Here is a 26,074-nt window from a genome sequence, read left to right as displayed (position 1 = left end):
CTGAGGGGCAGCGTCGTTCGCTCAGCCGGCCGCGAGGAGGCCCTGGTCCACGGAGACCGGCGCTGCGGGTCGTCCGACCAGACGGCGCCGACGCCGCGGCCGGGGCGCACGGGCGAGATCTGGCTGCGCTCGGACACCCGGATGGTCGGGTACCTCGACAACGCGGAGGCCACAGCCGAGGTGTTCGTCGGCGACTGGTACCGCAGCGGCGACCTCGGCCAGACCGACGAGGACGGCTTCGTCACGATCGTGGACCGGATCAAGGACGTGATCATCACAGGCGGGGAGAACGTGGCGTCGCAGGAGGTGGAAGGTGCGCTGGCGGCCACCGGACATCCTCGATGTCGCCGTCGTCGGCCGCCCGCACCAACAGTGGGGCGAGACGGTCGTTGCCGTCCGGTCCCGCGTCAGGGCGCCCAATTGGGCCTGGCGGGAGTCGGGGTCCGAGTAGGAACGGCCCAGGAAACCGGTGTTGCTGGAGGCATACCGGGCTCTGATCGAGGGCCGGAGGCACCCGTGGCCCCGGTTCCGCTGCCCGGAATGCGGGGACACCTGGTACGCCAGCGACAGCCCGCTCGGCATCCTTCCGGGTCTTTGACGTCTCCATCAAACCCGGGCGGTTCAGAGGTACCTCCGGCGGCTGTTGGAATTGTGTGACGAAAACCAAAGAGCCCGCCGGGGACACCGCTATCGATGGATGGCGAAGAAGTCCCTAGTCCACGAGCCCCGCATGGTGCGCCAGGATCGCCGCCTGGACGCGGTTGGTGAGGGAGAGCTTCGACAGGATCCGGCTGATGTGGGTCTTTGCGGTGGCCTCGCTCACGTGCAGGGCCGCGGCGATGTCGGTATTGGAGAGGCCGCCGCTCAGGGCGATCAGGACCTCGCGCTCCTTTTCCGTCAGGACCTCCAGGCGGCTGCGGGCCTCGGAGCGGCGGCGCTGCCGCTCGGCGGAGGGGCCGTCGTCGTCCTCCGTGAAGCGGCGGATGAGGCGGCGGGTCACCTTCGGCGAGAGCATCGCGTCGCCGCGGGCCGCGCTGCGCACCGCAGCGATCATGTCATCCGCGGTGGCGTCCTTCAGCAGGAACCCGACGGCCCCGTGACGTAGCGCTGTCTGGACGTATTCGTCCAGGTCGAAGGTGGTCAGCACGACGACGCGCGGCGGGCGGGGCGAGCGGGTGAGGCGCTCTGTGGCGGTCAGACCGTCGGAGCGGGGCATCCTGATGTCCATCAGGACGACGTCCGGCTCCAGCGCGGCGGCCATCGACACCGCCGTATTGCCGTCAGATGCCTCGCCCACCACTTCGATGTCGGGGGCGGACGCCATGATGGTGCTGAGCATGGAGCGCACCATCCATTCGTCGTCCACGATCAGGACCCGGGTCGTCGACTCGCTCATCGCGTGGCTTCCATGTGGGTGGGCTGCTTCTGGGGTACGTCGTCCAGCGGGATCTCGGCGGCGATCTCGAAGCCGCCGTCCGGGGTCGGGCCCGCGGTGAGTTCGCCGCCGACGAGCCGAATCCGTTCGGCGATGCCGAGCAGGCCGTGGCCGCCGCTGGGCAGACCGGAGGGGTTGCCGCCGACACGGTGGTGGTTGATCACCGTGAGGTACAGCAGTCGGCGTGTGCAGTGGACTCGGACGCGGGTCTCGGCGTCGGCGGCGTGCTTGTGGACGTTGGTCAGGGCCTCCTGCACCACCCGGTAGACGGCGTGCTCGATCAGGGCCGGCAGCTCGGGTGGGCGGGTGGCGCCGTGCTCTCCGGTCAGCTCCAGGGTGACCGGCGTCCCCAGGCTGCGGGAGTCGGCGATCAGGGTCTCCAGCTCGGCCAGGCCGGGCTGCGGGGCGAGCGGGGCCTCGGATTCGGTGTGCAGGACCTCCACCAGCGAGCGGAGCTCGGTCAGCGCCTCGCGGCCGATGGCGCCGATCTGCTTGCCGATGTCGACGGCGGACGCGCCCTTGGTCGCCTCGAGCGCGGTCGCGTGCAGCACCATCAGGGCTACCCGGTGGGTGACGACGTCGTGCATGTCCCGGGCGATCTGGGCGCGCTCGTCGCTGCGGGCCTGCAGCACCCGCTGCTGCTGTTCGCGCTCGGCCCGCTCGGCGCGCTCCCGGAGCTCGGCCATGAGGCGGCGGCGGGCGCCCGTGTACAGGCCGAGCAGGGCCGGGAAGACGCAGATGCCCACGCTCATGATCGCTGCGTCAAAGCCGCCGCCCCGCCAGATCGGCGGAGCGACCACCGTGACGGCGACCGTGGAGGCGACGGCGACCCGGCGCCAGGAGGCGGCGCGGTCGGCCAGGGTGTACTGCGCGAACACCACGGCGAACCAGGCCGACAGCACCACATAGGCGCCGAGCGCGGCCAGCAGAAGCAGCACGGGACGGCGGTGGCGGAACCATGCCGCGAGGCCGACGAGCAGCCCGACCGGGATCGCCACGAAGAGCGGCGGGTGTGCGGGAAGGTAGTCGAACCTCGCGGAAATCCCGTCGCTGGTGGCCGTGGTCGCGGCGAGGGCCAGCGCCACGAGGGCGCCCTCCACCGGGCGCAAGCGTTCCCGGTGGTTGGTGAGGCGACTGTGCCATGTCATGGCTGCAGGCTAGCCGCGGTGCGGGAGGGCAGGCGTCGATCGATAGTTGTACGCGGCATTGCCCGGCCTGCAACTTTCCGCCGAGGAAGAGAGCGAGGATCGGCGGATGCCCGGCCGGTGCGGTGATCGCCACGCTGACGGCATGCCTGAGATCACCGAATCCACCACAGCAGGGCGCCGCCGCCTTTGGGTCCTCGGCGACCAGTTCGCCCGCGACCTCCGCCGGCCGCGCAGACACCCACCACAGCCGCCGTCGACCGCGGCCCGACGGTCGCAGGGCCGGGGGTGACGGCCATGTACGTCGCCGCAGCCGGAGTCGAGCTCGCACTGGGCATCGTCCTGCTCCCCGCCTGGCTGATCGCCGCCGTCACGACGGGCCTGCAGCCAGGCCGCCGCACCGCCGGCCGCATGCGGCGGATGTCCCGTATCGCGCTGGTGCTGGTGTGCGTCGCCCTGCTGCTCACCGCGGCCAGGCTCGTCGTGTACGGGCTGCTTGCCCTCCACGGGTGGGTGTTCGTCGGCGACCGGCGGCTGTTCACCACCTTCGTCATGCTGCTCCCGGCCGTGATCGCCACCACCGTCTGGACGGTGCCGTGGCTAGCATCCGCCGCCCGGGTGCGGCTGCCCGACCCGGATGCGCCGGTGCCGCTGGAGGAGCAGTCGCGCGCCCGGTCCCCGCGCCATGTCGTGCCGCCCCGGCTCGCGGCCTTCGGCGGCCTCGGCTGCTTCGCGCAGATGTTCCTGCCACCGGACCGGTCGTTCTGGATCAGTCTCGGCGCGTACGGGTTGATCACCGCCGCAGTCGCCGGGCTGCTGGTCCGGCGGGCCGACGCGCGACTACAGCGCCTGCTCACCGGCCGTGAGATCCCCCGGCGACGGGCACTGGCGGTCCGGCTGGGTACGGCCGTGGTGGTGCTCGGCACCGTGGTGGGGCTGGTCAATTACGGGATCGCCGGCAGCCGGCTTCCGCACACCTTCTCGATGATGAAGGGTGAGGCCGACTGGGGCGGCGGTGTCGCCGGGCCGCACCACGACATGGCCGGCGGCCACCACATGACCGGCGGCGCCGACGAGGTCTCCGTCGACACACTGCGCGGTCCCACAAGTGGTACGCCGGACCGACGCTTCTCCCTCACCGCACAGGCCAAGAAGGTGAAGCTGGCCTCCGGGAAGACGGTCGACGCCTGGACGTACAACGGCCAGGTCCCCGGGCCCCCACTGCGGGTCACCGAGGGTGATCTCGTCGAGATCAAGCTGCGCAACGAACTGCCGGGCATGACCCCCGTCACCATCCACTGGCACGGCGTCGACGTCCCCAACGGCGAGGACGGCGTGGCCGGCGCCACCCAGGACGCGGTGCTGCCCGGCCAGTCCTTCACCTACCGCTTCCGCGTGGAGGAGTCCGGCACCCGCTGGTACCACTCCCACCAGGCGGCTTCCGAGCAGGTCGACCGCGGACTCTTCGGCGCCCTGATCATCGAGCCGAAGACGCAGCCACGGCCGGTGGACAAGGACGTCAGCGTCCTCGCCCACGACTGGCAGACCGACAAGGGCACGGTGCCCGCGATCGGCGCCTTGGACGAGCTGGAGCGGCGCCGCGCCGAGCCGGGCGAGAAGGTGCGGATACGGCTCACCAACACCAGCGGCAGCACCCGCGAGTTCGCCATCGACGGCGTCCCGTACAAGGTCACTGCCCTGGACGGCACGGACGTGTACAAGCCGACCGCGCTCAAGGGCAAGAAGCTGGTGCTCGGCGGCGGCAACCGGATGGACGTCGAATTCACCATGCCCGACGGCCCGGTGCGGGTGACATACGGCAGCGCGCCGGACGCGGGCATCGTGTACTCGCCGGACGGCAAGGGGAAGTTGAAGGCGGATCTGAGCGGCCCCGAATTCGATCCGTACAGCTACGGCAGCCCGAAGAGGACGGAACTCGGCCCGGACAGCGACTTCGACCGCGACTACAAGCTCGTCTTCGACGAGTGGCTGGGCTTCTACAACGGCAGCTTCGGGCTGAAGCAGACCATCAACGGCAAGGTCTTCCCGGACACCCCCATGCTGATGATCAAGGAAGGTGACCTGGCCCGCACCACCTTCATCAACCGCGGGAACGAGGACCATCCGATGCATCTGCACGGCCACCACATGCTGGTGCTGAGCAAGAACGGCAAGCGCGCCTCCGGCAGCCCGATCTGGCAGGACACCGTGCTCGTCCGGCCGGGCGAGGAGGTCCAGGTCGCCTTCAAGGCCGACAATCCCGGCATCTGGATGGACCACTGCCACAACTTCTGGCACAGCAAGCTCGGCATGGTCATGCACCTCGCGTACGACAACGTCACCACGCCGTACGAGATCGGCGGCCCCGTCGGCAACAAGCCCGAGTGAGGAGTTCTGATGCGCCAGAAACGAGCCGCGGCCACCATGCTGGCCAGGGCGCTGTGTCTCACCACGGCGGCCTGCGGCACCGCCGCGACCCCGAAGGCGGCCACCTGGGGTACGAGCCCTCCGGTCTCGCTCGAGAACTGTTGTGCGCCGTGAAGACGCCGTCGGGAAGCCGGTCCGTCGCACCGCCGTACCGGCTAGGCAGGTCAGCTCCTCTTGCGCTCCCGTGTCGCCGTCCTGATGTCCTCCGTCGCGGCCCGGAACGCCGGAGCGGAGCGGGCGAAGTAGTCGAAGAGCAGGTCCTGTTGCTCCGGGGTGTAGTCGGCGAGCACCTCCCCGATGCGGCGGCACGCCGGCACCACGGCCGCCTCGACCTCTCCCAGCGCGCCGGGAATCGTCTCCACCAGGACCTTGCGCCGGTCGGCGGGGTCCGTGGTGCGGCGCACGTATCCCGCACGCTCAAGGCGGTCGATCAGGCGGGTCGTCGCGCCCGTTGTGAGGCCCGTACCGGCCGAGAGTTCACCCGAAGTGAGCCCGCCAGGCTGATGCGGCTGAGCGCGTACCACTCGGACGCCTGGAGGCCCGCAGCCTCCGCGCCCGCCATGGCGTTCAGCCTTGCTTAATATCCGCGCACGCGCAGATAACGCATGTGTGCAGTTACTGCACAAGTGCAGTCATTGTGGCCCGCTGTCGCCACCGGTCCGCCACCACCGAACGGAGAGTCCTCCCCATGAACCGAAAGCTCGTCAAGCGCGCCGCCCTCGTCTCCACGCTCGTCCTCGCCCTCGGCGCGACCGGCACCTATCTCTATCTCGACGCCACCTCCGACGTGCAGCGCACCGGCGCCGAAACCTGCGGCGAGGTGATCCCGGCCGACGCCGACCGCCGCGACGGCAAGGCCGTCTGCGCCACCCTCGACGCCCTCGCCGACGCCTGGGAGCGCGGTGACGCGGAGGCGTACGGCCGCCAGTTCACCGAGAACGGCACGTACACCACCTACATAGGCAGCCACTACGAGGGCCGCGCCGACATCACCGCGAGCCACCGCGCGCTCTTCAAGGGCTTCCTCAAGGACAGCAAGCTCGCCGCCAGGTACCTCGACATGCGCTTCCTGACCAAGGACGTCGCCGTCCTCACCAGCCGCGGCGCCGACTACACCGGTGACAAGCCCGGCGCGGACGAACCCTCGAAGGTGACGACCTTCACCCTGGTCCGCGACACCGACGACACCTGGCGGATCGCAGCCTTCCACAACACTGAGCGCAGCGACGTCATGGAGCGCTTCTCCTTCCTCTGGGCCCCCGACACCGCCCCGAAGGCGGAAAAGTGACCCGCGCCCTGATCACCGTCGCCACTGCAGGCATCGGCCACGCCCTCGCACTGGCCCTCGCCGCCGAAGGTCACACCATCACCGCCGTCGCCCGCCACCGAACACTGTCTCGAGTCCCTGACCGATCAACGCGCCGATCCACTCGCCGGTGACGGCCGGGCCGCCCTCCTCGAATGGAGAACCGCGAGGTACTGGGTGGTCACCGGACGGGCTCCTGCTGGTCCGCCTAACGCAGGCCGGGGAGTTCGCCGGCCTTCAGGGCGGCGAACTCGGCGTGGGCCTGTTCGACGGCTTCGGGGTATGCCTCGCGCTTGGCGCGCTCGGAGAGCGCCCGGTAGATGCTTGCCCACCGAGGGGTTCTGTCCCTTGCGCTTGCCGGTGGGGATGATCAGGTCGGGCTGGATCTGCTCGACGGACTCGCCGTTCGCCCGGCGGCGGAGGACGGTGTGGAGCATGTCGTCGGTGATGACCGGCGGCCGGCCGCCGTGCTTGCCCTTGCGGGCCGCGGTGTCGAGCCCCTCCAGCGTCGACTCCCGGATGTTCTCCCGTTCGGTCTCCGCCATCGCCGCGAAGAACGCGAACAGCAGCCGCCCCGCCCCGCTGGGGTCGTACATCCCCTGGAGGGGACCGACGAGCATCTCCAGCACCAGGCCGTGCGCGGTGAGGTGGTCCGCAAGGGCTGTGAGCTCGGCGGCATCGCGTCCCAGTCGCTTCATCTCGTACACCGTGATGATGACCCGGCAGTGCGGGGCGTGTGCCTTGATCTCGCGGGCGGCCTTGAGCGCGGCCTCGAACTGCGGGCGCACCCGCACCCGGGTGCTGATCTTCTCGCTGAAGATCTTGTCTCTCGGGATGCCGTGCTTGGCGAGGGCATCGAGCTGGGACTGGAGTTCTTGGCTCAGGTGCGAGCATCTCGCATACCCGATGCGGATGTCCGCGCTCGTGGTGTCCGGGTCGATCGGCGCCGGGGGCGGGGTGCCGGGCCGCCACGACTGCCCCGGGCTCCGGCCGGCCGGTGTCGGCACCCGCATGTCGCTCAGAGGGGGGCCGATGGCGTTTAGGGCTGTGCGCGCGAACTGGGGAGCCGTCTTCGCACACGTGTCGGACATCGGCTGCGGGCAGGCGTGGGATGCAGTCTGGAAGGTGAAGCCGCCCGCGCCGATCACCTGCCCCGAGTGCCGGCACCCGTTGTACGCGAAGACCTCCCGGGCGGGGATGCGGTTCTGGGCCCACGCGCCGCACGCCCCGGACTGCGAGATAGCGCGCGAGGGGGAATCGGAGGCTCACCACCTCCTCAAGCTCGAACTCGCCTGGGCCACGCTCGACGCGGGCGCCCACGCCGAACTGGAGGTACGGGCGCCGGACGGGTCCTGGCGGGCTGACGTACTCGCCTCCGCTCCGGACGGTTCTTGGCGGATCGCCCTGGAGGCCCAGCTGTCGCCCATCACTGACACCGACATCGCGGCCCGGACTGCGCGGATGCGCCAGCACGGTGTCGCCGCCTGCTGGTTCAGCGACCGCCCCCGGCCCCAGTGGCTGGGCACGGTCCCCTCCGTACGCGTGGCCCGTGAACAGGACGGCGGCCCCCTGGGCGTCGCGGAGGGCCTGGTCCGCTTCGACGGCATGTCCTGGCGGAGAGTTCGGGCGACCGCGCTGCCCGACTTCCTGCGCCGGGTGTTCAACGGGCAGGCCGTGTCGCATGCGGTGAAGAGCAGCTACGCGTACGAGGACTGGTTACGCAGCCTGCCGGTGCCATGGGCGCACCCGCAGTACATCGCGGCCGAGGAAGCCCACCTGGCCGAAGAGGAACGCCAGCGCCTCGCCTTCGAGACACAGGCCGCGATCAGAAAGGGCCGGCTTGACGCCCGCAAGGCCGTGGTTCGTGAGGGCAACGCGGCCAGCCGCGCGCGGGCCCTACGCAGGGCGGTCAAGGCAGAGGAAGCCGCCGAAGGCACACCGGCGGCCGCGGATCTGCGGGAGAAGGCGGGGCGGCGGCGCGGTGTGCGGCGGGCCATCGCCTATCTGAGCTGAGAGCACGGGGTGACGGCCGCGGTGGGCTGGAGCGTGGCCGATCTCTGCTGGGCAGGCGGTATCCCGCTGGTCGACGGGGAAGGGGTGCCGGTCGCGGTGTTCAACCCGTCCCGGCGGCTGCTGCGAGGGCAGACGTACCTGCTGCTGGCCGGGATGCTGCTGCTCTTCGGCGACGAACTCGCGCTCAAGCACTTCAGCCGGTACGCCTACGGGGCGCCGAAGCGGCCGAAGGACCAGCGCACCGAGGTGGTGAAGCTGGACTTCTGTGCATGCCAGGCGCCGGAGCTGGTCGCGAAGATCGAGGGCAGGGAGCATCCGGCCCGGCCCAGTGCCAGCTTCGGGGCCGCCGCGGCCCTCTACCTGGCGCAGTGCCAGGTCTGCGGCGGCGCGTACAAGCTGCCCTGGCGCCGGGTCGTTCCCGCAGAGCAGGACGGTGCGGCGGCGTCGGGCTGAACTTCTCGGATCACGGCCTGTCAAAACTTCTGACAGCAACACCGGTTTCCTGGGCCGTTCCTACTGGGACCCCGAGTCCGTGAGTGGCTGGAGCCTCGGATCACCCGATACAAGCTCCCTCGTGAGCTGATGCTGAGGGAGGCGCTGCCCCGCACGCCCTCGGGGAAGGTCACCGAACACGTGCTGCGGGACGAGTTCGCCGCCTGACCGGGAGGCGAACGGCGGCGTTCTCGCCCCCGGGCCCGAGCGCGGCGCCCGTTCGTTCCATTCGGCCGCCCAATTCCGCCTCCCGGATCAGGGCGCTTGATCGCCGCCGCGTAGAGTCGCCGCATGGCTGAGGAGCAGGCGCGCAGGGGGCCGGGAAGGCCGCGTGAGGAACGGGTCACGGGCGCTGTGCTGGACGCCGTCGTCGCCCTGGTGGCGGAGAGCGGCATGAGCGCGCTGACCATGGACGCCGTGGCGGCCCGCGCGGGAGTGAGCAAGCCGGCGATGTACCGGCGCTGGTCCACCAAGCAGGACCTTGTCATCGCTGCGGCGGAGTCGCGGATCGGTCCGCTGACCGTGCCCGACATGGGTGACTTCCGGGCCGAGTTGCGGGCCGTGCTCACGGCACGCATGGAGGCGTACCGGCAGCCCGGGGTCGACCGTCTCCTCGCAGGGGTGATCGGCGCCGCAGCGGAGGCGGGCGCGGAGCCCGGGGCGTACCGCGCGTACACGACACGGGTGATGAGCGAGACGCGTCACCTCCTGGAGCGTGGCGTCGCCCGCGGCGATGTACGTGCGGATGTCGACGTGGACGCCACGGCGACGCTGGTGGCTGCCTCGCTGGTGTTCCGGCTGGTCGGCGAGCAGCAGATGCCGGACGAGGCACTCGTCGAATCGGTGGTCGATCTGATCAGCCGCGCGGTCGCCGGTAGCCCCTGACCTGACGGGACCGGACGCGGCCTGATCGCCGCCCGCCGGGTCAGGCGTACGGCGCGCCGGCTGCCCGTGTACGCATTCGAGGCGCCCGGCTGCCTGTGCCGCCCATTGAGCGCGTCCGCCCACCGGCGCCTGGAGCGCGGTACATGGCCGTGCCCGCCGGACCGGGCCAGCGGGCACGGCAGCGACCGGCCCCGCGCGGCGGCCTCCGCTGCGACGGCGAGGCGCTCGGCGGTGGGGTCCTCGGCCAGGGAGCAGATGCAGCTCCGCCAGATTGGTGCGCTCGAAGGCGCCTGCGTCCGGTCTCCCGCCCGGTCGGCGAGGCGCAGTGCGCGTTTCCCCGTACGCCAGCTGCGGCAGCCTGACGGCACCCGCCTGCCACTCCGGCCGGAGAGGCGCTCCGCTGCCATCAGGCTTGCTCCGTCGGGACGAAGCGCGTGGCCAACCCTCGCCGGCGCGCTGCTCGCGGCGCTGGTCGCCGGGCAATGACCGGACCGCCCTGCTCGACCGCTTTCCGACTCCGAGCGGCTCGGGCGTCACTGCCGCCCGGGGTCACCGGCTCGTCCACCGACGCGCAGCGCCATCAGCGGAAGGACGAGCATCGAGATCATGGCGGCGCCGACGATCGCCGCCGCCTCGTCGGCGCCAATTGTGTCTTCGCTCAGGCCGAATGTGGTGATGGCGACCACGAGAGGCGGACAGGTGGACCACCCCTTCCGGTCACGTGGGCCGAGATTCCTCGGAGCCAGTGCTTACGACCTGGTGCGCAATCGCCTCGCGCATGAGCCGCGCTTGCAGTGGCGGACGGCGGCGAGGCAAGGGGCCGAGGCGCGTTCCGCTGCCCAGCCCATCCGGTCGAGGGCGATGGTCGCGCCGGAGTCGCCGCCGACGACGCCGACCCCCGGCGGAATGCGCACCGTACTATGAAATGACCTGATAGATCGCACTCTCCTCCGGCGGAGGGAGGCCACCGTGCCTGCTCAGCCCCACAGTGGCGAAGCGGCACCCCCTACGGTGCGCAGCCCCGGGAGCGCCGACCCCCGCGGGTACCTGCCGGTCTCGGAACACGGGCTGATCGGAGATCTGCGCAGTGCCGCTCTCGTGGGTACGAACGGCACGATCGACTGGTACTGCTGCTCCCGCTTCGACGCTCCCAGTGTGTTCGCCTCGATCCTCGACGCCGAGAAGGGAGGGAGCTTCGAGCTCGCGCCGGACGTGCCGGCCCGCACGAAGCAGTTCTACTTCCCTGACACCAACGTGCTCATCACCCGCTTCTTCGCGGACGGCGGGGTGGCTGAGATCCAGGACTTCATGCCGATCGTCGACGGCTCGCGTGAAGCGGACCGGCACCGGCTGATCCGCAGAGTGGTCTGCGTCCGCGGATCGCTGCCTTTCCGGGCCAAGGTCGCACCACGGTTCGGATACGGAACCGAGCCGCACACCGTCCACACCGAGCAGGACTGCCTGATCTTCGAGTCGGCCTCACTCTCCCTTGCCCTGACGTCCAGCGTGGAGGGAGAGAACGACGGAAAGGACGTGTGGTCGCTCTTCAAACTCCACGAAGGCGAGAGTGCCGTCTTCGCGCTCGACCGCATCGGGGACACGGTGGCCCCGAAAGCCTGCGCCGTGGCCGAGGCGGAGGAACTGTTCCAGGCCACCGTCCGCTACTGGCGACGGTGGCTGTCCACGTCCCGCTACCGCGGCCGCTGGCGCGAAATGGTGCATCGCTCCGCACTGACGCTCAAGCTGCTCACCTATGTGCCGACCGGCGCCATCGTGGCTGCGCCGACGACGAGCCTGCCCGAGCAGATCGGCGGCGAACGGAACTGGGACTACCGCTACGTCTGGATCCGCGACTCGGCCTTCTGTGTCTACGCGCTTCTCCGGCTCGGTTTCACCGAGGAGGCGCAGGCGTTCATGCGCTTCCTGGTCGAGTTCGCCCATCTCTCCGACTCCGGAACGGGCCCCTTGCAGATCATGTACGGCATCGACGGCCGTCGTGAACTGCCCGAGCGTGAGCTGCCCCATCTCGAGGGCTATCAGGGCTCTGCGCCCGTGCGCGTGGGTAACGACGCGGTCGGCCAACTGCAACTGGACATATACGGCGCCCTCATCGACTCGATCTATCTCTACGACAAGTGGGGGGAGCCGATATCCAGCGCACACTGGGACACCGTCTCCGAGCTGGTCGACTGGGTCTGCGACAACTGGGACCAGCCCGACGAGGGCATCTGGGAGACCCGTGGCGGACGCAAGAGCTTCCTCTACTCGCGCCTGATGTGCTGGGTGGCGATCGAGCGTGCGATGCGCCTGGCCCAGCATCGCGGGCTGCCGGCCGACATGGCGCGCTGGAGCGGCCAACGTGACGCCATCTACCGCCAGATCATGCACAGCGGCTGGTCGGCGGACCGCAAGGCCTTCCTCCAGCACTACGGCGACAGCGTCCTCGACGCCTCCGTGTTGATGATGCCGCTGGCGAAATTCATCTCCCCGACGGATCCGAAATGGCTTTCGACGTTGGACGCACTGGGCGACGAGCTGGTTTCCGACTCCCTGGTCTACCGATACGACCCGCAGGCCAGCCCGGACGGCCTACGGGGCGAGGAAGGCACGTTCTCGATCTGCTCCTTCTGGTACGTCGAGGCACTCAGTCGCGCCGGCCGCCTCGAGGACGCGCAGCTGGCGTTCGAGAAGATGCTCACGTACGCCAACCATCTCGGGCTGTACGCGGAGGAAATCGACCACACTGGCGAGCAGAGCGGCAACTTCCCGCAGGCGTTCACGCATCTCGCCCTGATCAGTGCGGCATTCAACCTCGACCGGGCGCTGGGATGAGCGGTGAAGCTACCGGGCGACGGCCAGGCCGGCCAGGCCTGGCCCTCTCGGATTTCCCGGCGGGCTTGTGCAGTTCTCTCCGTCGGGTGGGCTCTGCTTCTGGTGGATGCGGCGGTGTGATCGAATCCCGGGTATGACGACCGAGTTGATCCCCGTCGCCGGCTGAGGTCACATCCGGGCCGAGAAGGCCGGGGACGGCCTGCCGCTCGTTCTGCTCCACGGATCGGTCCACGACAGCCGCCTGTGGAACCGTCTCTTCGCAGCGCCGGCACGGCACCACACCGTGGTTCGTCCGGCCCGGATCAAGGTGACGACGATGGTAGTCCTCGGCGATCTTCACCACCCAGAGATCAGCGTCATCGCCAGGCGCCTCGCCGACGGCATCCCCGACGCGCGGCTGGAGATGGTCGCCGACGCCGATCATCACCTGCCCCTCCGGGTCCCGGGCGACTTCTCGAACTCCTCCTCGGTTCCGACGGGTTCGTCGACCGTCGTGGAGGCCGATCCAACAGATGATGGTGGACTGATCCGGCGGCACGGCGCCCGGCAGGCGGAGAAGCATTCCTGCTCTGCCGGCGGGGTGCCGTCACGGAACGGCGGACGCGTAGTCCGCACATGGGTGCTGTTCGGTGTGGCTGATGTGGGACGGCCTTGCCGGAGCGGCCGAACGCGGCCGCCGGTACTGCGATCCGGCGTATCGGGAGGCGGCCCGGCGGGTGCGGCGCAGATGGCGGGCCGCGGCCGGGCCGCGACCGGGGCGCTGCAGGAGGTGGTGCCGACCGGTAGGGACCTCCCTTCCAGACCGCTCACAAGCGGCTGATCGGATGGGCCGTCGACGGCACCTGAGAGAGGATCCTCACCGCCGTCGTCGCGGCAGCGGACGCCGACGCGGCAGCGGACGCCGACGACGACAGCGATCGGAGGGGCAGCCTCGGTGCGCGACGGGTTCGGCCTGTTCGAGGGGCCTGGATGCTCAGCCGGGAGGATGATGTCGCGAAGGTGCGCGAGGCCATGGGCCATGCCTCGCAGCTGGAGCTGGGCCGGCGGCTGACGCAGGTGATCGATCATGCGGGGCCGAGCGTCGTGCCGGATCTGGTGAGTGGGTCGTTCTGCGCCTGTTGCTGCCTGCATGGCGTCATCCAGGCGGAGTGCCTTCGCGCCGGCTCTCGGCCCCACGGCTGGGGTGCGGGGGCGGGTGGCGGAGGGGGACGATGGGGGGACCGGGACGGGCGCCGGCACGTGTCCGGTCCGGTGGACGGCAGTCTGATCGGCGGCCGGAAGGAGTCTGGACATGGGCGGGACCGAACCCTTCCGCAGTGATCCCGGCGCGGGTGTTTTTCCGTCCAGGCCGGGGGACCTGCTGGACGTGCTGAACGTGGCCGCCGTCCTCCTCGATGCCGAGGGCAGGGTCGATCTCTGGAGCCCGCAGGCCGAGAAGCTGTTCGGCTACAGCGCCGAGGAGGCCCTGGGCCAGTACGCGGGCCACCTGCTCATCGAAAAGGAGCACCTGGACGCGGTGCTGGAGCTGTTCGCCAAGGTCATGCAGGACGGGGAGAGCTGGGCAGGGGTCTTCCCCGTCCGGCACAAGGACGGCAGCTCGCTGCTGGTGGAGTTCCGCAACATGCGGCTGCAGGACGACCAGCGCGACTACTGGGCGCTGGGTCTGGCCACGGACCAGGCGACGCTGCGGCGAGTGGAGCGGAACCTGTCCCTGTCCGCCCAGCTGGTGTCCCAGTCGCCGATCGGTCTCGCCATGCTGGACACAGATCTCCGGTACATCTCCGTCAACCCCGCCGAAGAACGGATGAACGGCGTGCCGGCCGCCGAGCACGTCGGCCGCCACGTCCACGACGTGCTGCCCTGCCTGGATCAGTCCTTCGAAGCGGCCATGCGCGATGTCCTGACCACAGGGAACCCGATCGTTGACCATTACACCGTCGGCCGCACGGCGGCCGACCCGAACCATGACCATGCCTGGTCGATCTCTTTCTACCGGCTCGAAACCTCCAACGGGAAAGTGCTGGGCGTGGCCACCTCCAGCGTCGACGTCACCGACCGGCACCGCGCCGTGGAAGAGCAGCGCCGCACCGCCCTCACCCTCCAGCGCAGCCTCCTGCCCCACCCTCCTCCACAACGTCCCGGTCTCGACGTCGCCTACCGCTACCGCCCCGCCCAGGCCACCATCGAGATCGGCGGCGACTGGTTCGACGTCATCCCCCTGGCCGGCGACAAGACCGCCCTCGTCGTCGGCGACGTCATGGGCAGCGGTGTCGCAGCCGCCGCCACCATGGGACAGCTGCGCACCGCCACGAGAACCCTGGCCGACCTCGATCTGGCACCCGACCAGGTCCTGCACCACCTCGACCACATCACGGACGGCCTCGACACTCTCGCCACCTGCGTCTATGCCGTCTTCGACCCCCGCATCGCGCAATGCCGTCTCTCACTCGCCGGGCACCTGCCACCCGTCCTCCTTCGCCTCGACGGCACCCGCGAGCTCCTCGACCTGCCCACCGGCGCACCTCTGGGCGGCTGCGGCATTTCCTTCGACTCGACCTCCATCGATATCGGGTCGGGCGACCAGCTCGTCCTCTACACCGACGGCCTGGTCGAGACCCGCGACCAGCCGATCGACGCACGCCTGAACGCTCTCCTCGACGTCCTCGACGACCCCGACCGCTCCCTCGACGCCACCTGTGACCTGCTGCTGCGCACCCTGCGTGGTGGAGGCGACCACGACGACGTGGCCCTGCTCATCGCCCGCGCCGGCCACCACGGCCCAGCGGGCGAAGACGGTCGGTAGGGCATGAGAATCGAGCAGTGAGGGCTCCGTCAGCCGACCTTGAGAAGGCCGGCGTCGACGACCGCGCGGCCGAACGGGCTCGCCAGTTCGGCGAGGCGTTCGCAGTCGGCGTCGCCCAGGGCGGCGTAGGCGGGAAGGGCCAGGCGGTCGGTGCGGTCCTCGATGTGTTGGCGCAGGCGTGCGCCTTCCGGGCTGAGGGAGTTGCCGTCGAGGAGACCCCGCGTGCGCAGGCGCTCCTCGGCGTCGGCCCACTTCTCCTCGGGCCACGCGCGGCTTGCCTTGAGGAAGTCGACGGGGACATCCCCGGTGGCAGCGTGCAGAACCAGGGACTCCAAGCCCCCGATGCCTTCGCTCAGCAGGCACGCGACGTGTCCGTCGCCACGGAACTCCCGTAGCAGCGTCTGGGCATGCCACAGCTGCCGCACCGGATCCTCCGGCCAGGGCAGCGCGGCATGGGCGGCGAAGAGCGGGCGGCCCTGCGGGTGTCCGCAGGCCGCCTCGGCGGCCCGGCGGGTGAGTGCCAGGACCTCGACCAGTGCGGGGAGTTGGTGGATGCCGGCCCGTCGCAGGGCCTCGCTCACGGCGGCGTGGCGCGCGTCCAGCACCTGCTCCGGCGTCGCAGCGCCCCAGGCCCCGTCGACCGCCTGCCGTACGACGTCGGGGTTGAAGTTGTAGAAGGTCGAGACGACCAGGTCGGCGGATGCCCGGCCGAAGGCGGCGCTCCGGGAGGCGAAGTACCCGGCGCGTCCGCCGAGTCCTAGGTCCGCGTACCGTCGTCTTGCCTCGGGGGCGAAGTAGATCATGGCGTGTACGGGCTCGAGTCGGCGCCAGGCTGCTCGCGCTGCCTTCATGGGGTCACCTCTTCTGAGAGTCATGGACGGGGACGTCGCTGTGGTTCGCTACTCGACGTGTCGGCGCAGGTGTTCGAGCAGCAGGCGGTTCAGCGTCTCGGGCGCCTCCTCGGGGACCCAGTGGCTGACACCCTGGAGGGTCTCGAACCGGTACGGCCCCTTGACCCACTGCCGGGTCTCCTGCGCGGCGGCCGGGCCGAAGGCGCTGTCCTGAGTGCTCCAGACGTACAGCGTGGGGACGTCGATGACACCGATCGCGCCGTCGGGGCGGCCGGCCCGGTACCAGTTCAGTGCCGCGGTGAGAGCGCCCGGTCGGGACAGGTGCCGCACGTAGGCGTCGGCACTGTCCTGCGGGACCTTTCCGGCGTATGAGGCGCGAAGCGCCTCGGCGTCGCCGGCGAGCATGCGTTCCTCGGTCGCGGGCGCTTCGCGCCATTCGATCATGTAGCGAGATCGTTCTCGTTGGTCCTGGTCGGTGCGCAGGGCGGTGGCCAGAGCACCGGGGTGCGGGGTCGAGACAACCGTCACGGTGCGTACGCGGCCGGGGTGGGCATCGGCGGTCCACCACGCCACCGCGCCTCCCCAGTCATGGCCTACCAGGTCGAAGGACGCCCAACCCAGTTCCTCCGTGATGGCGAGCACATCGTCGACCAGGGCGCCGATGCGGTAGTCCTCGGGCCGTTCGGGGCGGACGCCGGGGGAGTAGCCGCGCTGGTCGGGTGCCACCACCCGGTAGCCGTGCTCGGCCAACGCCGCGATCTGCCGTCGCCACGCCAGCCCGGTCTGCGGGAAGCCGTGCAGCAAGAGCACCGGGCGGCCATCGGGTGGGCCCGCCGCAATCGCGTCGAACACGCCCGCAGCAGTGGAGATGCTCAGCTCGGACACGGTCCATCCCTTCATACCGACTGGTCGGTCAGCCTCCAGTCGGGGAGATGGATTGTCAAGGTCGAGAGCGCGTGCATTCGCCCATGGCGACCGCAGGCGGTGCTCTTCGGACGGCGTTGTCCCCGTGCATGGTTGAACCTGACGCCAGATTCAACTATAACCAACGGGTCCGGCTCAGGGATCTCGGGGACCCCGCGCCCTGAAGCTCCCGGACGAGCCGGACCGACAGGAAGCAGTGAGGCGACATGAGGGAAGCAGTCATCGTTTCGACGGCACGGACGCCGATCGGAAGGGCGTACCGCGGCGCGTTCAACGACACCCAGGCGCAGGAACTTGCCGCCCATGCCCTCTCGCACGCGGTGGGGCGCGCGGGGCTCGAGGGAGGTGAGGTCGAGGACGTGATCCTCGGCTGTGCCATGCAGCAAGGGTCCTCCGGTGGCAACATCGCCCGTCAGGCCGCTCTTCGCGCAGGGCTTCCGGACTCCGTGTCGGGGATGACGATCGACCGGCAGTGCTCGTCGGGGCTGATGGCGATCGCGACGGCAGCCAAGCAGATCGTCGGCGACGGGATGCAGGTCGCCGTCGGTGGCGGGGTCGAGTCGATCTCCCTGGTCCAGAACGACCGCATGAACACCCACCGCATGGCGGATCCCTGGCTGGTCGAGCACAGGCCGAGCATCTACATGCCGATGTTGCAGACGGCGGAGATCGTCGCCGAACGCTACGGCGTGAGCCGGGAACGCCAGGACGAGTTCGCGCTGATGTCACAGCAGCGCACAGCGGCGGCACAAGAGGCCGGACGGTTCGACCAGGAGATCGTCGCGCTCGACAGCGTCAAGAAGGTCCTGGACAAGCAGTCCGGGGAGGCGCGGGACGAGGCCGTGACTCTGACACGGGACGAGGGCAACCGCGCGTCGACCACCCTCGAGGGCCTGGCCGGTTTGGCGCCGGTGCTGCCGGACGGTCAGGTGACCGTGCGTTCCAGCGTCACGGCGGGCAACTCTTCCCAGTTGTCGGACGGGGCTTCGGCGTCGGTGTTGATGGAGTCGAAGGAAGCCGAGCGCCGCGGACTCGAGCCGCTGGGGGTGTACCGCGGCATGGCCGTTGCCGGTTGCGGACCGGACGAGATGGGAATCGGCCCGGTCTTCGCCATCCCGAAGCTGCTGAAGCAGCACGACCTGACCATCGACGACATCGGTCTCTGGGAGCTCAACGAGGCGTTCGCGTCCCAGGCGCTGTACTGCCGTGACGAACTGGACATCGACCCGGAGCGGTTCAACGTCGACGGCGGCGGAATCTCGGTCGGCCATCCGTACGGGATGACCGGTGCCCGCCTGGTGGGGCACGCCCTGATAGAAGGCAAGCGCCGTGGCGTCAGGTACGTGGTGATCTCGATGTGCGTCGGCGGCGGAATGGGCGCAGCCGGGCTGTTCGAGGTCGCCTGAGTTCCGGCTCCCTGCCGGGGCGCCGGCGGGGCATCGCTGCCGTCGCGCGAGGCCGGGGAAAGCCGGCCGGAAAAGAGAGTGAGACTGTGTCGAAAGTGGCGGACAAGGACCGAACCGCGGTGCTCGTGGACTTCGGCGGTGTCATCACCTCCAGCGTGTTGCGGGCTTTCACCGACTTCGGTGCCTCGCTCGGCGGTGACCCGCGCCTGCCGCTCGACCTCCTGAGCCGGGATCAGCCGTCCCGCACCCTCCTGGCCGATCACGAGTCAGGCCGTATCGACGCCGAGGCCTTCGAGCGAGGATTCGCCGAGCGTCTCCGGGCCCACGGCGCCGACGTACAGGCGGAGGGGCTCACGGCCCGGATGCAGGCGGGAATGTCGATCGATCAGCAGGTGCTCGCCCTGCTGGATGATCTCCGCGCCGCCGGGTATCCCGTTGCGCTGGTGTCCAATTCGTTCGGAACCGGAACCTATGACGGCGTCGACCTCGCCGCCGTGGCCGACGCGGTCGTCATCTCCGCCGAGCTCGGGATCCGCAAGCCTTCCCGGCGGATCTACGCGATCGCATGCGAACGCCTCGGCGTCGCCCCCGAGGAAGCAGTCATGATCGACGATCTGCAGCAGAACCTCGACGGAGCGGCGCGGATCGGGATCGAGGGCGTGCTGCACACCGGCGCCTCCGACACCCGCCGCCAACTCGCGGAACGCTTCAGGATCATCGCCTGACCGATCGATCGACCGGTCGCGGGAGATCGGTCGTGCCTCTACCCGCACTGCGTCACCTGCGCACATTCCCGGAAGGCACCGCCCATGGCCAGTGTTCTCGACCCGGTCTGCCGCCACGCGGCCGCAACTCCCGACAACATCGCGCTGCGCGGCGGCGCGGGTCGATGGACCTACCGGCAACTGCGTGACGCGAGCGCCCGGTACGCGAGCGCCTTGGCGGCCGCGGGCCTGTCTCCCGGGGACCGGGTGCTGCTGGCGGCGCCGTCGGTGCCCGAGTTCGTGGTGGCCTACCTCGGGATCCAGGCCGCGGGCTGTGTCGTGGTGCCGGTCAACACGATGTCCACCCGGGCCGAAGCCGAGTACGTCCTCGGCGACGCCGGGTGCTCGTTGGCGATCACATGGCACGCCCTCGGCCCCGCCGTCGCGGAGGCGGCCGCGACGCTCGAGGTGCCCTCCTGGACGCTGGCCCCCGGCGCGACGGTGACCGATGCCGCCCCCTTCCCCCTCGTCGACCGGGACCGCGACGAGACCGCGGCCATCCTGTACACCTCGGGTACGACAGGGCGGCCGAAGGGTGCCCGACTCACCGTCGGGAACCTGTTGTCCGCCGGGGAGATCGGGGCGGAGTGCAGCCGTGGATCGAGTGCCGACCGGACCGGTACCGGCCTCCCGCTGTTCCACGTGTTCGGCCAGGCGTCCGTCATGATGGCGACCTTGACCGCGGGCGGCTCGATGTCGTTGCTGGCCCGATTCGACCCGACGTCGATGCTGGAGATGCTGCGCCGCGACCGGCTCACCATCATGGCCGGCGTACCGACCATGTGGAACGCGATGCTGCATGCGGCGGGTGGCGCGAATCCGGCGGACTTCGCCGGCCTCCGCGTCGCCGTCTCCGGCGGTGCGTCCCTGCCCGGGGAGATCGCCCGTGCCTTCGAGGCCCGGTTCGGCTGCACCATCCTCGAGGGCTATGGGCTCACAGAGACCACCGCGTTCGGCACCTTCAACGACATCGACCGCGGTGGCAAAACGGGGTACACCGGGCGGGCGGTCCCGCGGCTGCAGGTGCAGGTGCGGGACATCGACGGGAACGAGTGCCCGCCGGGTACCGTCGGCGAGGTCCACATCAAGGGGCCCACGGTGATGCGTGGCTACTGGAACCGCCCCGCGGACACCGCCGCGGCAATCTCACCCGACGGCTGGTTCCGGACCGGCGACCTGGGTGAAACCGACACGGACGGCGACCTGCGTATCGTCGACCGGATCAAGGACCTGATCATCCGTGGCGGCTACAACGTCTACCCCGGTGAGGTCGAGGAAGTCCTCTACGAGCACCCGGACGTCATCGAGGCAGCCGTGATCGGCGTTCCCGACGACCACTACGGCGAGGAGGTCGCCGCGCTCGTCGCCACCCGCCCCGGTTCCGAACTCGGCGCCGCCGAGGTGTCGACCTGGACACGCGAGCGCTTGTCCGCCTACAAGGTCCCCCGCATCATCCGGTTCGTCGACGCGCTGCCCAAGGGCCCCAGCGGGAAGATCCTCAAGCGTTCGATCGACCGTACGGAACTGACCCGCGAACCCGGGCCCGGCGACGTACCCGCCCGCCGCCACTGAACATCCGCCGACGGACGAGATGCGTCCGCCACAGAAGAAAGACGCATGACACATGGTGAGTCGCTCATGAGCCTGCCCCCCGTGTTGCGGGACCGGCTTCGCCTGCCCGTGGTCGCATCTCCGATGTTCATCGTGTCCACTCCGGAGCTGGTCATCGCCCAGTCGACCTCCGGGATCGTGGGCTCCTTCCCCACGCTGAACGCGCGGCCCCGGTCGGCGCTGCGCGAATGGCTGCAGCGCATAACGCGGGAGTTGGCCAAGCACGACGCCGACCACCCCGAGGCACCGTCCGCGCCGTTCGCGGTCAATCTCATCGTGCACAAGACCAACTCACGCCTCGAGGAGGACCTCGCGACCGTCGTGGAGTTCGAGGTGCCGATCATCATCACCTCTCTCGGCGCCCGGGCCGATGTCAACGATGCGGTCCACTCCTACGGCGGCATCGTGCTGCACGATGTCATCAGCAACCGGTTCGCGCACAAGGCGGTGGAGAAGGGTGCGGACGGCCTGATCGCCGTCGCCGCGGGCGCGGGCGGTCACGCCGGCACGCTGTCACCCTTCGCACTCGTCCAGGAGATTCGCGACTGGTTCGACGGCCCCCTTCTGCTGTCGGGCTCCATCGCCCACGGCCGCTCGATCCTCGCCGCGCAGGCCGCCGGCGCCGACCTCGCCTACGTGGGTTCGGCGTTCATCGCCACCGACGAGGCGAACTCGGAGGGCCGGTACAAGCAGATGATCGTGGACTCCACCGCTGCGGACATCGTGTACTCCGACCTGTTCACCGGCGTGCACGGCAACTACCTCCGGGGCAGCATCGAGGCCGCGGGGCTCGATCCGGCCGCACTACCCGGCTCCGATCCGTCCGCCATGGACTTCGGGAACCGGGACATCGAGGCGAAGGCGTGGCGGGACATCTGGGGCGCCGGTCAGGGCGTCGGTGCGGTCGGGGCGGTACTTCCCGCTGCAGCGGTCGTCGAGCGCCTCGCCGGTGAGTACGCCGCGGCGAAGCGTCGGCTTCGGTGCATGTGACGGTGTACGGGGGAGCCGCACGAGTCCGCGCACCGCGAGCATTCATGAGTCCGGCGTCGGATTCAATTACACTTCCGGGCATGGACACCACTGCGCCCGAGGACAGCGAGAAGGCACCGCCCATGGCGCCCAGCTCGCCCCTTCGCGAGCCGCCCACGACGCAGCGCGGAGCGCGCACACGCGCCGCTTTGGTGAAGGCCGCGCGGAAGGTGTTCGAGCGGGACGGCTACCTCGACACGCGGCTGGTCGACATCACCAAAGAGGCCCGATGCGCGTCGGGATCCTTCTACACCTACTTCACCAACAAGGAAGAGGTGCTGGCCGCCGTCCTCCTGGAGGCGCAGGAGGACATGCTGCACCCCGGCATGGGCCGGGTGCAGGACACCGACGATCCGTATGCGGTGCTCGAGGCGAGCAACCGCGCGTATCTCGAGGCGTACAAACGGAACGCGAAGCTCATGCGACTGCTCGAGCAGGTCGCACAAGTGGAGCCGGTCTTCCGTGAGTTCCGAAGCCGGCGAACGGATGCGTTCATCCGCCGCAACGCCCGCGGCATCGTCGACCTCCAGGCGCGAGGTGTCGCGGACCGTGAGGTCGATCCGATGATGGCCTCCCGTGCGCTGTCGGGCATGGTCAGCGTCATGGCCTACAACGCCTTCGCGCTCGGCGAGAGGCAAGAAGAAGGCACGCCGGTGGACTTCGAAGAGCTCGTCTCCACGGTCACCCGGCTCTGGGCGAACGCCCTGCGGTTCCCCGGCCACCGCTGAATCCGGCAGAACCGCCGACCGGGGCGCCCTACGACCCTTCTACGATCCTGCGCCGGCAGCGGTGACGAAGAGCGGCTTGCCCGAGCCTTCACGCTCGACCGCTCGGCTCATGACAGCCGGGACCGCGTGATCCCTGTGCCCGGGCCGGCCGGTGTCGGGCGGTGAACGGCACTTGGCCGTAGCCGTCGTTGGGCCCGGAGTGAAGCCGTCGAACGCGTCGTGGTGACGGCACGGCCACCGGGTCGAGTCGGAGGCAGGCGACCGGTCCCGGATGGTGCCCATCAGCGGGCTCGCGGGCAGCGCTCCTGGCCGTGTCCGGCATCTCTCGCTTCTGCGAAGGCATTGACCCGTTACTGGCGTTCAGTCTTCTGGCGTTCCGTAAGCCCGAGCCCTTGCTGATCCGTCCTTCGCTCCGGGGGTTGATGCGCCCAGGAGTTGAAGTTGACGTCAGATTCAATTATACAGGTGGAGGGGACCACGGCCGCAGCATTCGAGGGCCGTGGTCCGGCACCGCACGCCCCGCCACGGAGAGGGTTCGCTGTGAACGTTGCACAAAGAGTCGCCGTCGTCACCGGAGGTGGTGGAGGCATCGGCGGCGCGCTGGTCGCACGGCTCGCTCGCGAGGGTGCACGGGTCGTCGTCGCAGACCTCGACGCGGGCACCGCACGGGCGGTGTCGGAGAAGGTCAACGCCGACCATCCCGGAAGCACCGTCAGCACCGGCGCTGACGCGTCGGACACCGCACAGATCCAGCAGTTGATCGCATTGGCGGAGAGCGCCTTCGGTCCGGTCGACCTCTACTTCGCGAACGCGGGCATCGCGGGGGCACCCGCCCTCGACGCGAGCGAGGAGGACTGGGACCTCTCGATCGACGTGAACCTGCGAGCCCACATCCGAGCGGCACGGCTGCTGGTACCGCAGTGGCTCGAGCGCGGTGAGGGCTACTTCGTCAGCACGGCCTCTGCGGCCGGGCTGCTCACCCAGATCGGCTCCGCCACGTACGCCGTCACCAAGCACGCGGCCGTCGGCTTCGCCGAATGGCTGAGTGTCACCTACGGCGATCGCGGAATCCGGGTCAGCTGTCTGTGCCCGATGGGTGTGAACACCAGGATGCTGTCCCTGGGTAAGGACTCCGGGGACCCGCTGGGGAGAGCGGCCGCGCAGGCCGTCACCTCCGCGGGTGACGTCCTCGAGCCGGCCGAGGTCGCCGACGCCGTCCTCGCCGCGATCGAGGACGAGCGCTTCCTGATCCTGCCGCACGAAGACGTTCTCACCATGTACCGGCAGAAGGGCTCGGACTACGACCGGTGGCTCCGCGGCATGCGCCGCTACCAGAGCTCCCTGACGGGGCAGGCATGACCGGCGCGCCGGGCGAGCTCGTTCTCGCCGAACGTCGCGGGTCCGTGCTGGTGCTCACCTTCAACCGGCCCGCCAAGCTGAACGCCTGGACCGACGAACTCGAGGACCGCTACTTCACGCTGCTCGACGCCGCAGAGGACGACCCGGACGTACGCGCCGTCGTGGTCACCGGGGCGGGACGCGGATTCTGTGCCGGCGCCGACCTCCAACGGCTGCAGACTGCCGGAGAGGTCTCCGAAGCGGACAGGGCCCGGCGCCGGCCGCGCGACGTGCCGCTGACCCTGCGCAAACCACTGATCGGTGCGGTGGGCGGGGTGGCCGCGGGCCTGGGCATGGTGGAGGCGCTCTACTGCGACATCCGCTTCGGCTCGCCCGCGGCCCGGTTCACCACGGCATTCGCGCAGCGCGGGCTGATCGCCGAGTACGGGATCTCCTGGCTGTTGCCCCGGCTGGTGGGACACAGCCGGGCAGCGGACCTGTTGCTGTCGAGCCGCATGGTGGACGCCGATGAGGCTCTCCGCATCGGACTCCTCGACCATCTGGTCCCCACCGGCGATGTGGTCGATGCCGCCGTCGCGTACGCCGCCGATCTCGCGACGCGCTGCTCCCCGGCATCCATGGCCACCATCAAGAGCCAACTCCGCCACGACGCGGACGGCACCTACGCCGATGCCACGACCCGGGCGGAGGGCCTCATGTTCCAGGCCTTCCGCGGGGCCGATCTCGTCGAAGGCGTGGCGAGTCACCTCGAGAAGCGCGCACCGAGTTTTCCCTCCCTACCTGTCAGGAGTTCGCATGTCCCTGTTTGAGACGTCGGATCGCGCCAAGAAGTACCAGGCGGATCTGCTCGAGTTCATGGATTCTCACATCTACCCCGCCGAGCAGGTGTACGACGAGCAGATGCGTGCGTCGGGCGACCCGCACTTCCAGCCCCCGATCATCGAGGAGCTCAAGGTCGAGGCCCGTCGGCGGGGACTGTGGAACCTCTTCCACCCGCACCCCGAGTGGGGGCCGGGCCTCACCAACTTCGAGTACGCGCCACTGGCGGAGATCATGGGGCGCAGCCACATCGCTTCGGAGGCGTGCAACTGCAATGCCCCGGACACCGGGAACATGGAGGTGCTCACCCTCTTCGGCACCGACGAGCACAAGGAGAAGTACCTCAAGCCGCTGCTCGAAGGCACCATGGCCTCGGCGTTCGCGATGACGGAGCCGGCCGTGGCGAGTTCCGACGCCACCAACATCGAGCTGCGCATGGAGCGCGACGGCGACGAGTACCTTCTCAACGGGCGCAAGTGGTTCGCCTCGAACGCGATGCACAAGAACTGCAAGGTGCTCATCGTGATGGGCAAGACCGACCCCACGGCGGCGCCACATCGCCAGCAGTCGATGATGGTCGTTCCGATCGACGCCCCCGGACTCACCGTCGTCCGGAACCTCCCGGTGTTCGGGTACGCGGATCGCGAGGGCCACGCGGAGATCACCTTCGAGGACGTGCGGGTGCCGGCCAAGGACGTCCTCAAAGGCGAGGGCGAGGGCTTCGCGATCAGCCAGGCCCGGCTCGGGCCCGGTCGTATCCACCACTGCATGCGGGCGATCGGCGCGGCCGAGCGGGCGCTGGAGCTGATGTGCCGGCGTGCGCAGTCACGGGTGACGTTCGGCCGTCCCGTTGCCGACCGGTCCAATGTCCAGGACTGGATCGCGGAAGCGCGTATCGACATCGAGATGATCCGTCTGCTCACGCTCAAGGCCGCGCATCTGATGGACACGGTCGGGAACAAGGAAGCGCGCACCGAGATCGCGGCCATCAAGGTGGCCGCCCCGAACATCGCGTTGAAGATCATCGACCGCGCCATCCAGGTGCACGGGGGAGCGGGTGTGACCGAGGACTTCCCGTTGGCGATGATGTACGCGCATCTGCGTACGTTGCGGCTGGCGGACGGTCCCGACGAGGTCCACAAGAGGGCCATCGCCAGGCAGGAGCTGCGGCGGTACCGCGACGCGGACACCGCGGCGGCGAGCGGCACGGGCACCTCGGGCGGCCACAAGGCAGCGGTGAGCTGA

At 69.8% G+C, this 26,074-nt stretch carries 22 protein-coding genes and 3 pseudogenes; 17 read left to right on the top strand and 8 right to left on the bottom strand.

The window, feature by feature from the left end:
- Positions 1–62: 62 nt before the first annotated feature.
- A pseudogene (locus GLX30_RS03155) lies at positions 63–657 on the top strand (hypothetical protein); the annotation flags it as partial.
- 55 nt (positions 658–712) lie between these two features.
- Here GLX30_RS03155 and GLX30_RS03150 read toward each other — a convergent pair.
- Both GLX30_RS03150 and GLX30_RS03145 read right to left on the bottom strand, forming a co-directional pair.
- Entirely contained in the window at positions 713–1,396 is a 684-nt protein-coding gene (locus GLX30_RS03150) for a response regulator transcription factor (RefSeq protein WP_159683243.1), read from the bottom strand.
- Positions 1,393–2,583 (bottom strand): histidine kinase, encoded by a 1,191-nt coding sequence (locus tag GLX30_RS03145; RefSeq protein WP_159683241.1) that lies wholly within the window; start codon positions 2,581–2,583, stop codon positions 1,393–1,395. The genes GLX30_RS03150 and GLX30_RS03145 overlap by 4 nt, the downstream gene beginning before the upstream one ends.
- A 294-nt stretch (positions 2,584–2,877) precedes the next feature.
- Here GLX30_RS03145 and GLX30_RS03140 point away from each other — a divergent pair, with 294 nt between their 5' ends.
- On the top strand, positions 2,878–4,968 hold the full coding sequence (locus GLX30_RS03140; protein WP_159683238.1) for a multicopper oxidase family protein: 2,091 nt from the start codon (positions 2,878–2,880) through the stop codon (positions 4,966–4,968).
- A gap of 9 nt (positions 4,969–4,977) precedes the next feature.
- The gene (locus GLX30_RS03135) at positions 4,978–5,121 is read left to right on the top strand and encodes a hypothetical protein (protein ID WP_159683236.1); all 144 of its coding nucleotides are present in this window, start codon (positions 4,978–4,980) and stop codon (positions 5,119–5,121) included.
- A 50-nt stretch (positions 5,122–5,171) separates the two neighbouring features.
- Here GLX30_RS03135 and GLX30_RS34935 read toward each other — a convergent pair whose 3' ends face one another.
- Entirely contained in the window at positions 5,172–5,411 is a 240-nt protein-coding gene (locus tag GLX30_RS34935; RefSeq protein ID WP_244258540.1) for a hypothetical protein, read from the bottom strand.
- A gap of 21 nt (positions 5,412–5,432) precedes the next feature.
- A pseudogene (locus GLX30_RS34930) lies at positions 5,433–5,531 on the bottom strand (hypothetical protein); the annotation flags it as partial.
- A 164-nt stretch (positions 5,532–5,695) separates the two neighbouring features.
- Here GLX30_RS34930 and GLX30_RS03125 point away from each other — a divergent pair.
- Positions 5,696–6,295: an SgcJ/EcaC family oxidoreductase gene (locus GLX30_RS03125; RefSeq protein WP_208545346.1), complete on the top strand. Its 600-nt coding sequence runs from the start codon at positions 5,696–5,698 to the stop codon at positions 6,293–6,295.
- Between the two features lie 125 nt (positions 6,296–6,420).
- Here GLX30_RS03125 and GLX30_RS03120 read toward each other — a convergent pair whose 3' ends face one another.
- Positions 6,421–7,326 carry a recombinase family protein gene (locus GLX30_RS03120; RefSeq protein ID WP_244257978.1) on the bottom strand — a complete coding sequence of 302 codons (906 nt, stop codon included), beginning with the start codon at positions 7,324–7,326 and terminating at the stop codon, positions 6,421–6,423.
- Between the two features lie 19 nt (positions 7,327–7,345).
- Here GLX30_RS03120 and GLX30_RS03115 point away from each other — a divergent pair, with 19 nt between their 5' ends.
- The 3 genes from GLX30_RS03115 to GLX30_RS03105 all read left to right on the top strand — a co-directional run bounded on the left by GLX30_RS03115 (position 7,346) and on the right by GLX30_RS03105 (position 9,703).
- Entirely contained in the window at positions 7,346–8,326 is a 981-nt protein-coding gene (locus GLX30_RS03115; RefSeq protein WP_208545345.1) for a competence protein CoiA family protein, read from the top strand.
- A gap of 9 nt (positions 8,327–8,335) precedes the next feature.
- Positions 8,336–8,779: a hypothetical protein gene (locus GLX30_RS03110; protein ID WP_159683231.1), complete on the top strand. Its 444-nt coding sequence runs from the start codon at positions 8,336–8,338 to the stop codon at positions 8,777–8,779.
- Positions 8,780–9,109: 330 nt separating this feature from the next.
- Complete coding sequence (locus tag GLX30_RS03105; protein WP_159683228.1) at positions 9,110–9,703, top strand: TetR/AcrR family transcriptional regulator; 594 nt, start codon at positions 9,110–9,112, stop codon at positions 9,701–9,703.
- A 533-nt stretch (positions 9,704–10,236) separates the two neighbouring features.
- On the opposite strand, the pseudogene GLX30_RS03100 reads toward GLX30_RS03105, so the two are convergent.
- Positions 10,237–10,407: pseudogene (locus tag GLX30_RS03100) on the bottom strand (cation:proton antiporter); the annotation flags it as partial.
- Between the two features lie 307 nt (positions 10,408–10,714).
- Between GLX30_RS03100 and GLX30_RS03095 the strand changes: the two are divergent.
- Together GLX30_RS03095 and GLX30_RS03090 are read left to right on the top strand one after the other, a co-directional pair.
- Positions 10,715–12,535: a glycoside hydrolase family 15 protein gene (locus tag GLX30_RS03095; RefSeq protein ID WP_159694829.1), complete on the top strand. Its 1,821-nt coding sequence runs from the start codon at positions 10,715–10,717 to the stop codon at positions 12,533–12,535.
- A gap of 1,291 nt (positions 12,536–13,826) precedes the next feature.
- Positions 13,827–15,338, top strand: a complete 1,512-nt coding sequence (locus GLX30_RS03090; protein WP_159683222.1) for a SpoIIE family protein phosphatase — start codon at positions 13,827–13,829, stop codon at positions 15,336–15,338.
- Positions 15,339–15,367: 29 nt separating this feature from the next.
- Here the strand turns inward: GLX30_RS03090 and GLX30_RS03085 are convergent, their stop codons facing one another.
- On the bottom strand, positions 15,368–16,189 hold the full coding sequence (locus GLX30_RS03085) for a hypothetical protein (RefSeq protein WP_159683220.1): 822 nt from the start codon (positions 16,187–16,189) through the stop codon (positions 15,368–15,370).
- Positions 16,190–16,237: 48 nt separating this feature from the next.
- Positions 16,238–17,074 carry an alpha/beta hydrolase gene (locus GLX30_RS03080; protein ID WP_347879684.1) on the bottom strand — a complete coding sequence of 279 codons (837 nt, stop codon included), beginning with the start codon at positions 17,072–17,074 and terminating at the stop codon, positions 16,238–16,240.
- 245 nt (positions 17,075–17,319) lie between these two features.
- Here GLX30_RS03080 and GLX30_RS03075 point away from each other — a divergent pair, with 245 nt between their 5' ends.
- From GLX30_RS03075 to GLX30_RS03040, 8 genes are all read left to right on the top strand, one after another.
- Positions 17,320–18,519: an acetyl-CoA C-acyltransferase gene (locus GLX30_RS03075; protein WP_159683216.1), complete on the top strand. Its 1,200-nt coding sequence runs from the start codon at positions 17,320–17,322 to the stop codon at positions 18,517–18,519.
- Between the two features lie 86 nt (positions 18,520–18,605).
- Complete coding sequence (locus tag GLX30_RS03070; RefSeq protein WP_208545344.1) at positions 18,606–19,244, top strand: HAD family phosphatase; 639 nt, start codon at positions 18,606–18,608, stop codon at positions 19,242–19,244.
- A gap of 84 nt (positions 19,245–19,328) precedes the next feature.
- Positions 19,329–20,855, top strand: coding sequence for an AMP-binding protein (locus GLX30_RS03065; protein ID WP_159683214.1), 1,527 nt, complete (start codon positions 19,329–19,331; stop codon positions 20,853–20,855).
- Positions 20,856–20,921: 66 nt separating this feature from the next.
- Positions 20,922–21,884: a nitronate monooxygenase family protein gene (locus tag GLX30_RS03060; protein ID WP_159683212.1), complete on the top strand. Its 963-nt coding sequence runs from the start codon at positions 20,922–20,924 to the stop codon at positions 21,882–21,884.
- A gap of 80 nt (positions 21,885–21,964) precedes the next feature.
- Positions 21,965–22,651: a TetR/AcrR family transcriptional regulator gene (locus GLX30_RS03055; protein ID WP_159683210.1), complete on the top strand. Its 687-nt coding sequence runs from the start codon at positions 21,965–21,967 to the stop codon at positions 22,649–22,651.
- Between the two features lie 540 nt (positions 22,652–23,191).
- Positions 23,192–24,010, top strand: a complete 819-nt coding sequence (locus GLX30_RS03050) for an SDR family oxidoreductase (RefSeq protein ID WP_159683208.1) — start codon at positions 23,192–23,194, stop codon at positions 24,008–24,010.
- On the top strand, positions 24,007–24,819 hold the full coding sequence (locus GLX30_RS03045) for an enoyl-CoA hydratase-related protein (RefSeq protein WP_159683206.1): 813 nt from the start codon (positions 24,007–24,009) through the stop codon (positions 24,817–24,819). The genes GLX30_RS03050 and GLX30_RS03045 overlap by 4 nt, the downstream gene beginning before the upstream one ends.
- Positions 24,806–26,074 carry an acyl-CoA dehydrogenase family protein gene (locus tag GLX30_RS03040; RefSeq protein WP_159683204.1) on the top strand — a complete coding sequence of 423 codons (1,269 nt, stop codon included), beginning with the start codon at positions 24,806–24,808 and terminating at the stop codon, positions 26,072–26,074. The genes GLX30_RS03045 and GLX30_RS03040 overlap by 14 nt, the downstream gene beginning before the upstream one ends.

It is taken from the genome of Streptomyces sp. Tu 2975 (assembly GCF_009832925.1).
GTDB lineage: Bacteria > Actinomycetota > Actinomycetes > Streptomycetales > Streptomycetaceae > Streptomyces.
This window is presented reverse-complemented; position numbering and strand designations above follow the sequence as displayed.

Excerpts from the sequence above, each read along its gene's own strand:
- GLX30_RS03150 (WP_159683243.1), bottom strand. The coding sequence starts at position 1,396 with ATGAGCGAGTCGACGACCCGGGTCCTGATCGTGGACGACGAATGGATG.
- GLX30_RS03145 (WP_159683241.1), bottom strand. The coding sequence starts at position 2,583 with ATGACATGGCACAGTCGCCTCACCAACCACCGGGAACGCTTGCGCCCG.
- GLX30_RS03140 (WP_159683238.1), top strand. The coding sequence starts at position 2,878 with ATGTACGTCGCCGCAGCCGGAGTCGAGCTCGCACTGGGCATCGTCCTG.
- GLX30_RS03135 (WP_159683236.1), top strand. The coding sequence starts at position 4,978 with ATGCGCCAGAAACGAGCCGCGGCCACCATGCTGGCCAGGGCGCTGTGT.
- GLX30_RS03125 (WP_208545346.1), top strand. The coding sequence starts at position 5,696 with ATGAACCGAAAGCTCGTCAAGCGCGCCGCCCTCGTCTCCACGCTCGTC.
- GLX30_RS03120 (WP_244257978.1), bottom strand. The coding sequence starts at position 7,326 with ATGCGGGTGCCGACACCGGCCGGCCGGAGCCCGGGGCAGTCGTGGCGG.
- GLX30_RS03115 (WP_208545345.1), top strand. The coding sequence starts at position 7,346 with ATGGCGTTTAGGGCTGTGCGCGCGAACTGGGGAGCCGTCTTCGCACAC.
- GLX30_RS03105 (WP_159683228.1), top strand. The coding sequence starts at position 9,110 with ATGGCTGAGGAGCAGGCGCGCAGGGGGCCGGGAAGGCCGCGTGAGGAA.
- GLX30_RS03090 (WP_159683222.1), top strand. The coding sequence starts at position 13,827 with ATGGGCGGGACCGAACCCTTCCGCAGTGATCCCGGCGCGGGTGTTTTT.
- GLX30_RS03085 (WP_159683220.1), bottom strand. The coding sequence starts at position 16,189 with ATGAAGGCAGCGCGAGCAGCCTGGCGCCGACTCGAGCCCGTACACGCC.
- GLX30_RS03075 (WP_159683216.1), top strand. The coding sequence starts at position 17,320 with ATGAGGGAAGCAGTCATCGTTTCGACGGCACGGACGCCGATCGGAAGG.
- GLX30_RS03065 (WP_159683214.1), top strand. The coding sequence starts at position 19,329 with ATGGCCAGTGTTCTCGACCCGGTCTGCCGCCACGCGGCCGCAACTCCC.
- GLX30_RS03060 (WP_159683212.1), top strand. The coding sequence starts at position 20,922 with ATGAGCCTGCCCCCCGTGTTGCGGGACCGGCTTCGCCTGCCCGTGGTC.
- GLX30_RS03055 (WP_159683210.1), top strand. The coding sequence starts at position 21,965 with ATGGACACCACTGCGCCCGAGGACAGCGAGAAGGCACCGCCCATGGCG.
- GLX30_RS03045 (WP_159683206.1), top strand. The coding sequence starts at position 24,007 with ATGACCGGCGCGCCGGGCGAGCTCGTTCTCGCCGAACGTCGCGGGTCC.
- GLX30_RS03040 (WP_159683204.1), top strand. The coding sequence starts at position 24,806 with ATGTCCCTGTTTGAGACGTCGGATCGCGCCAAGAAGTACCAGGCGGAT.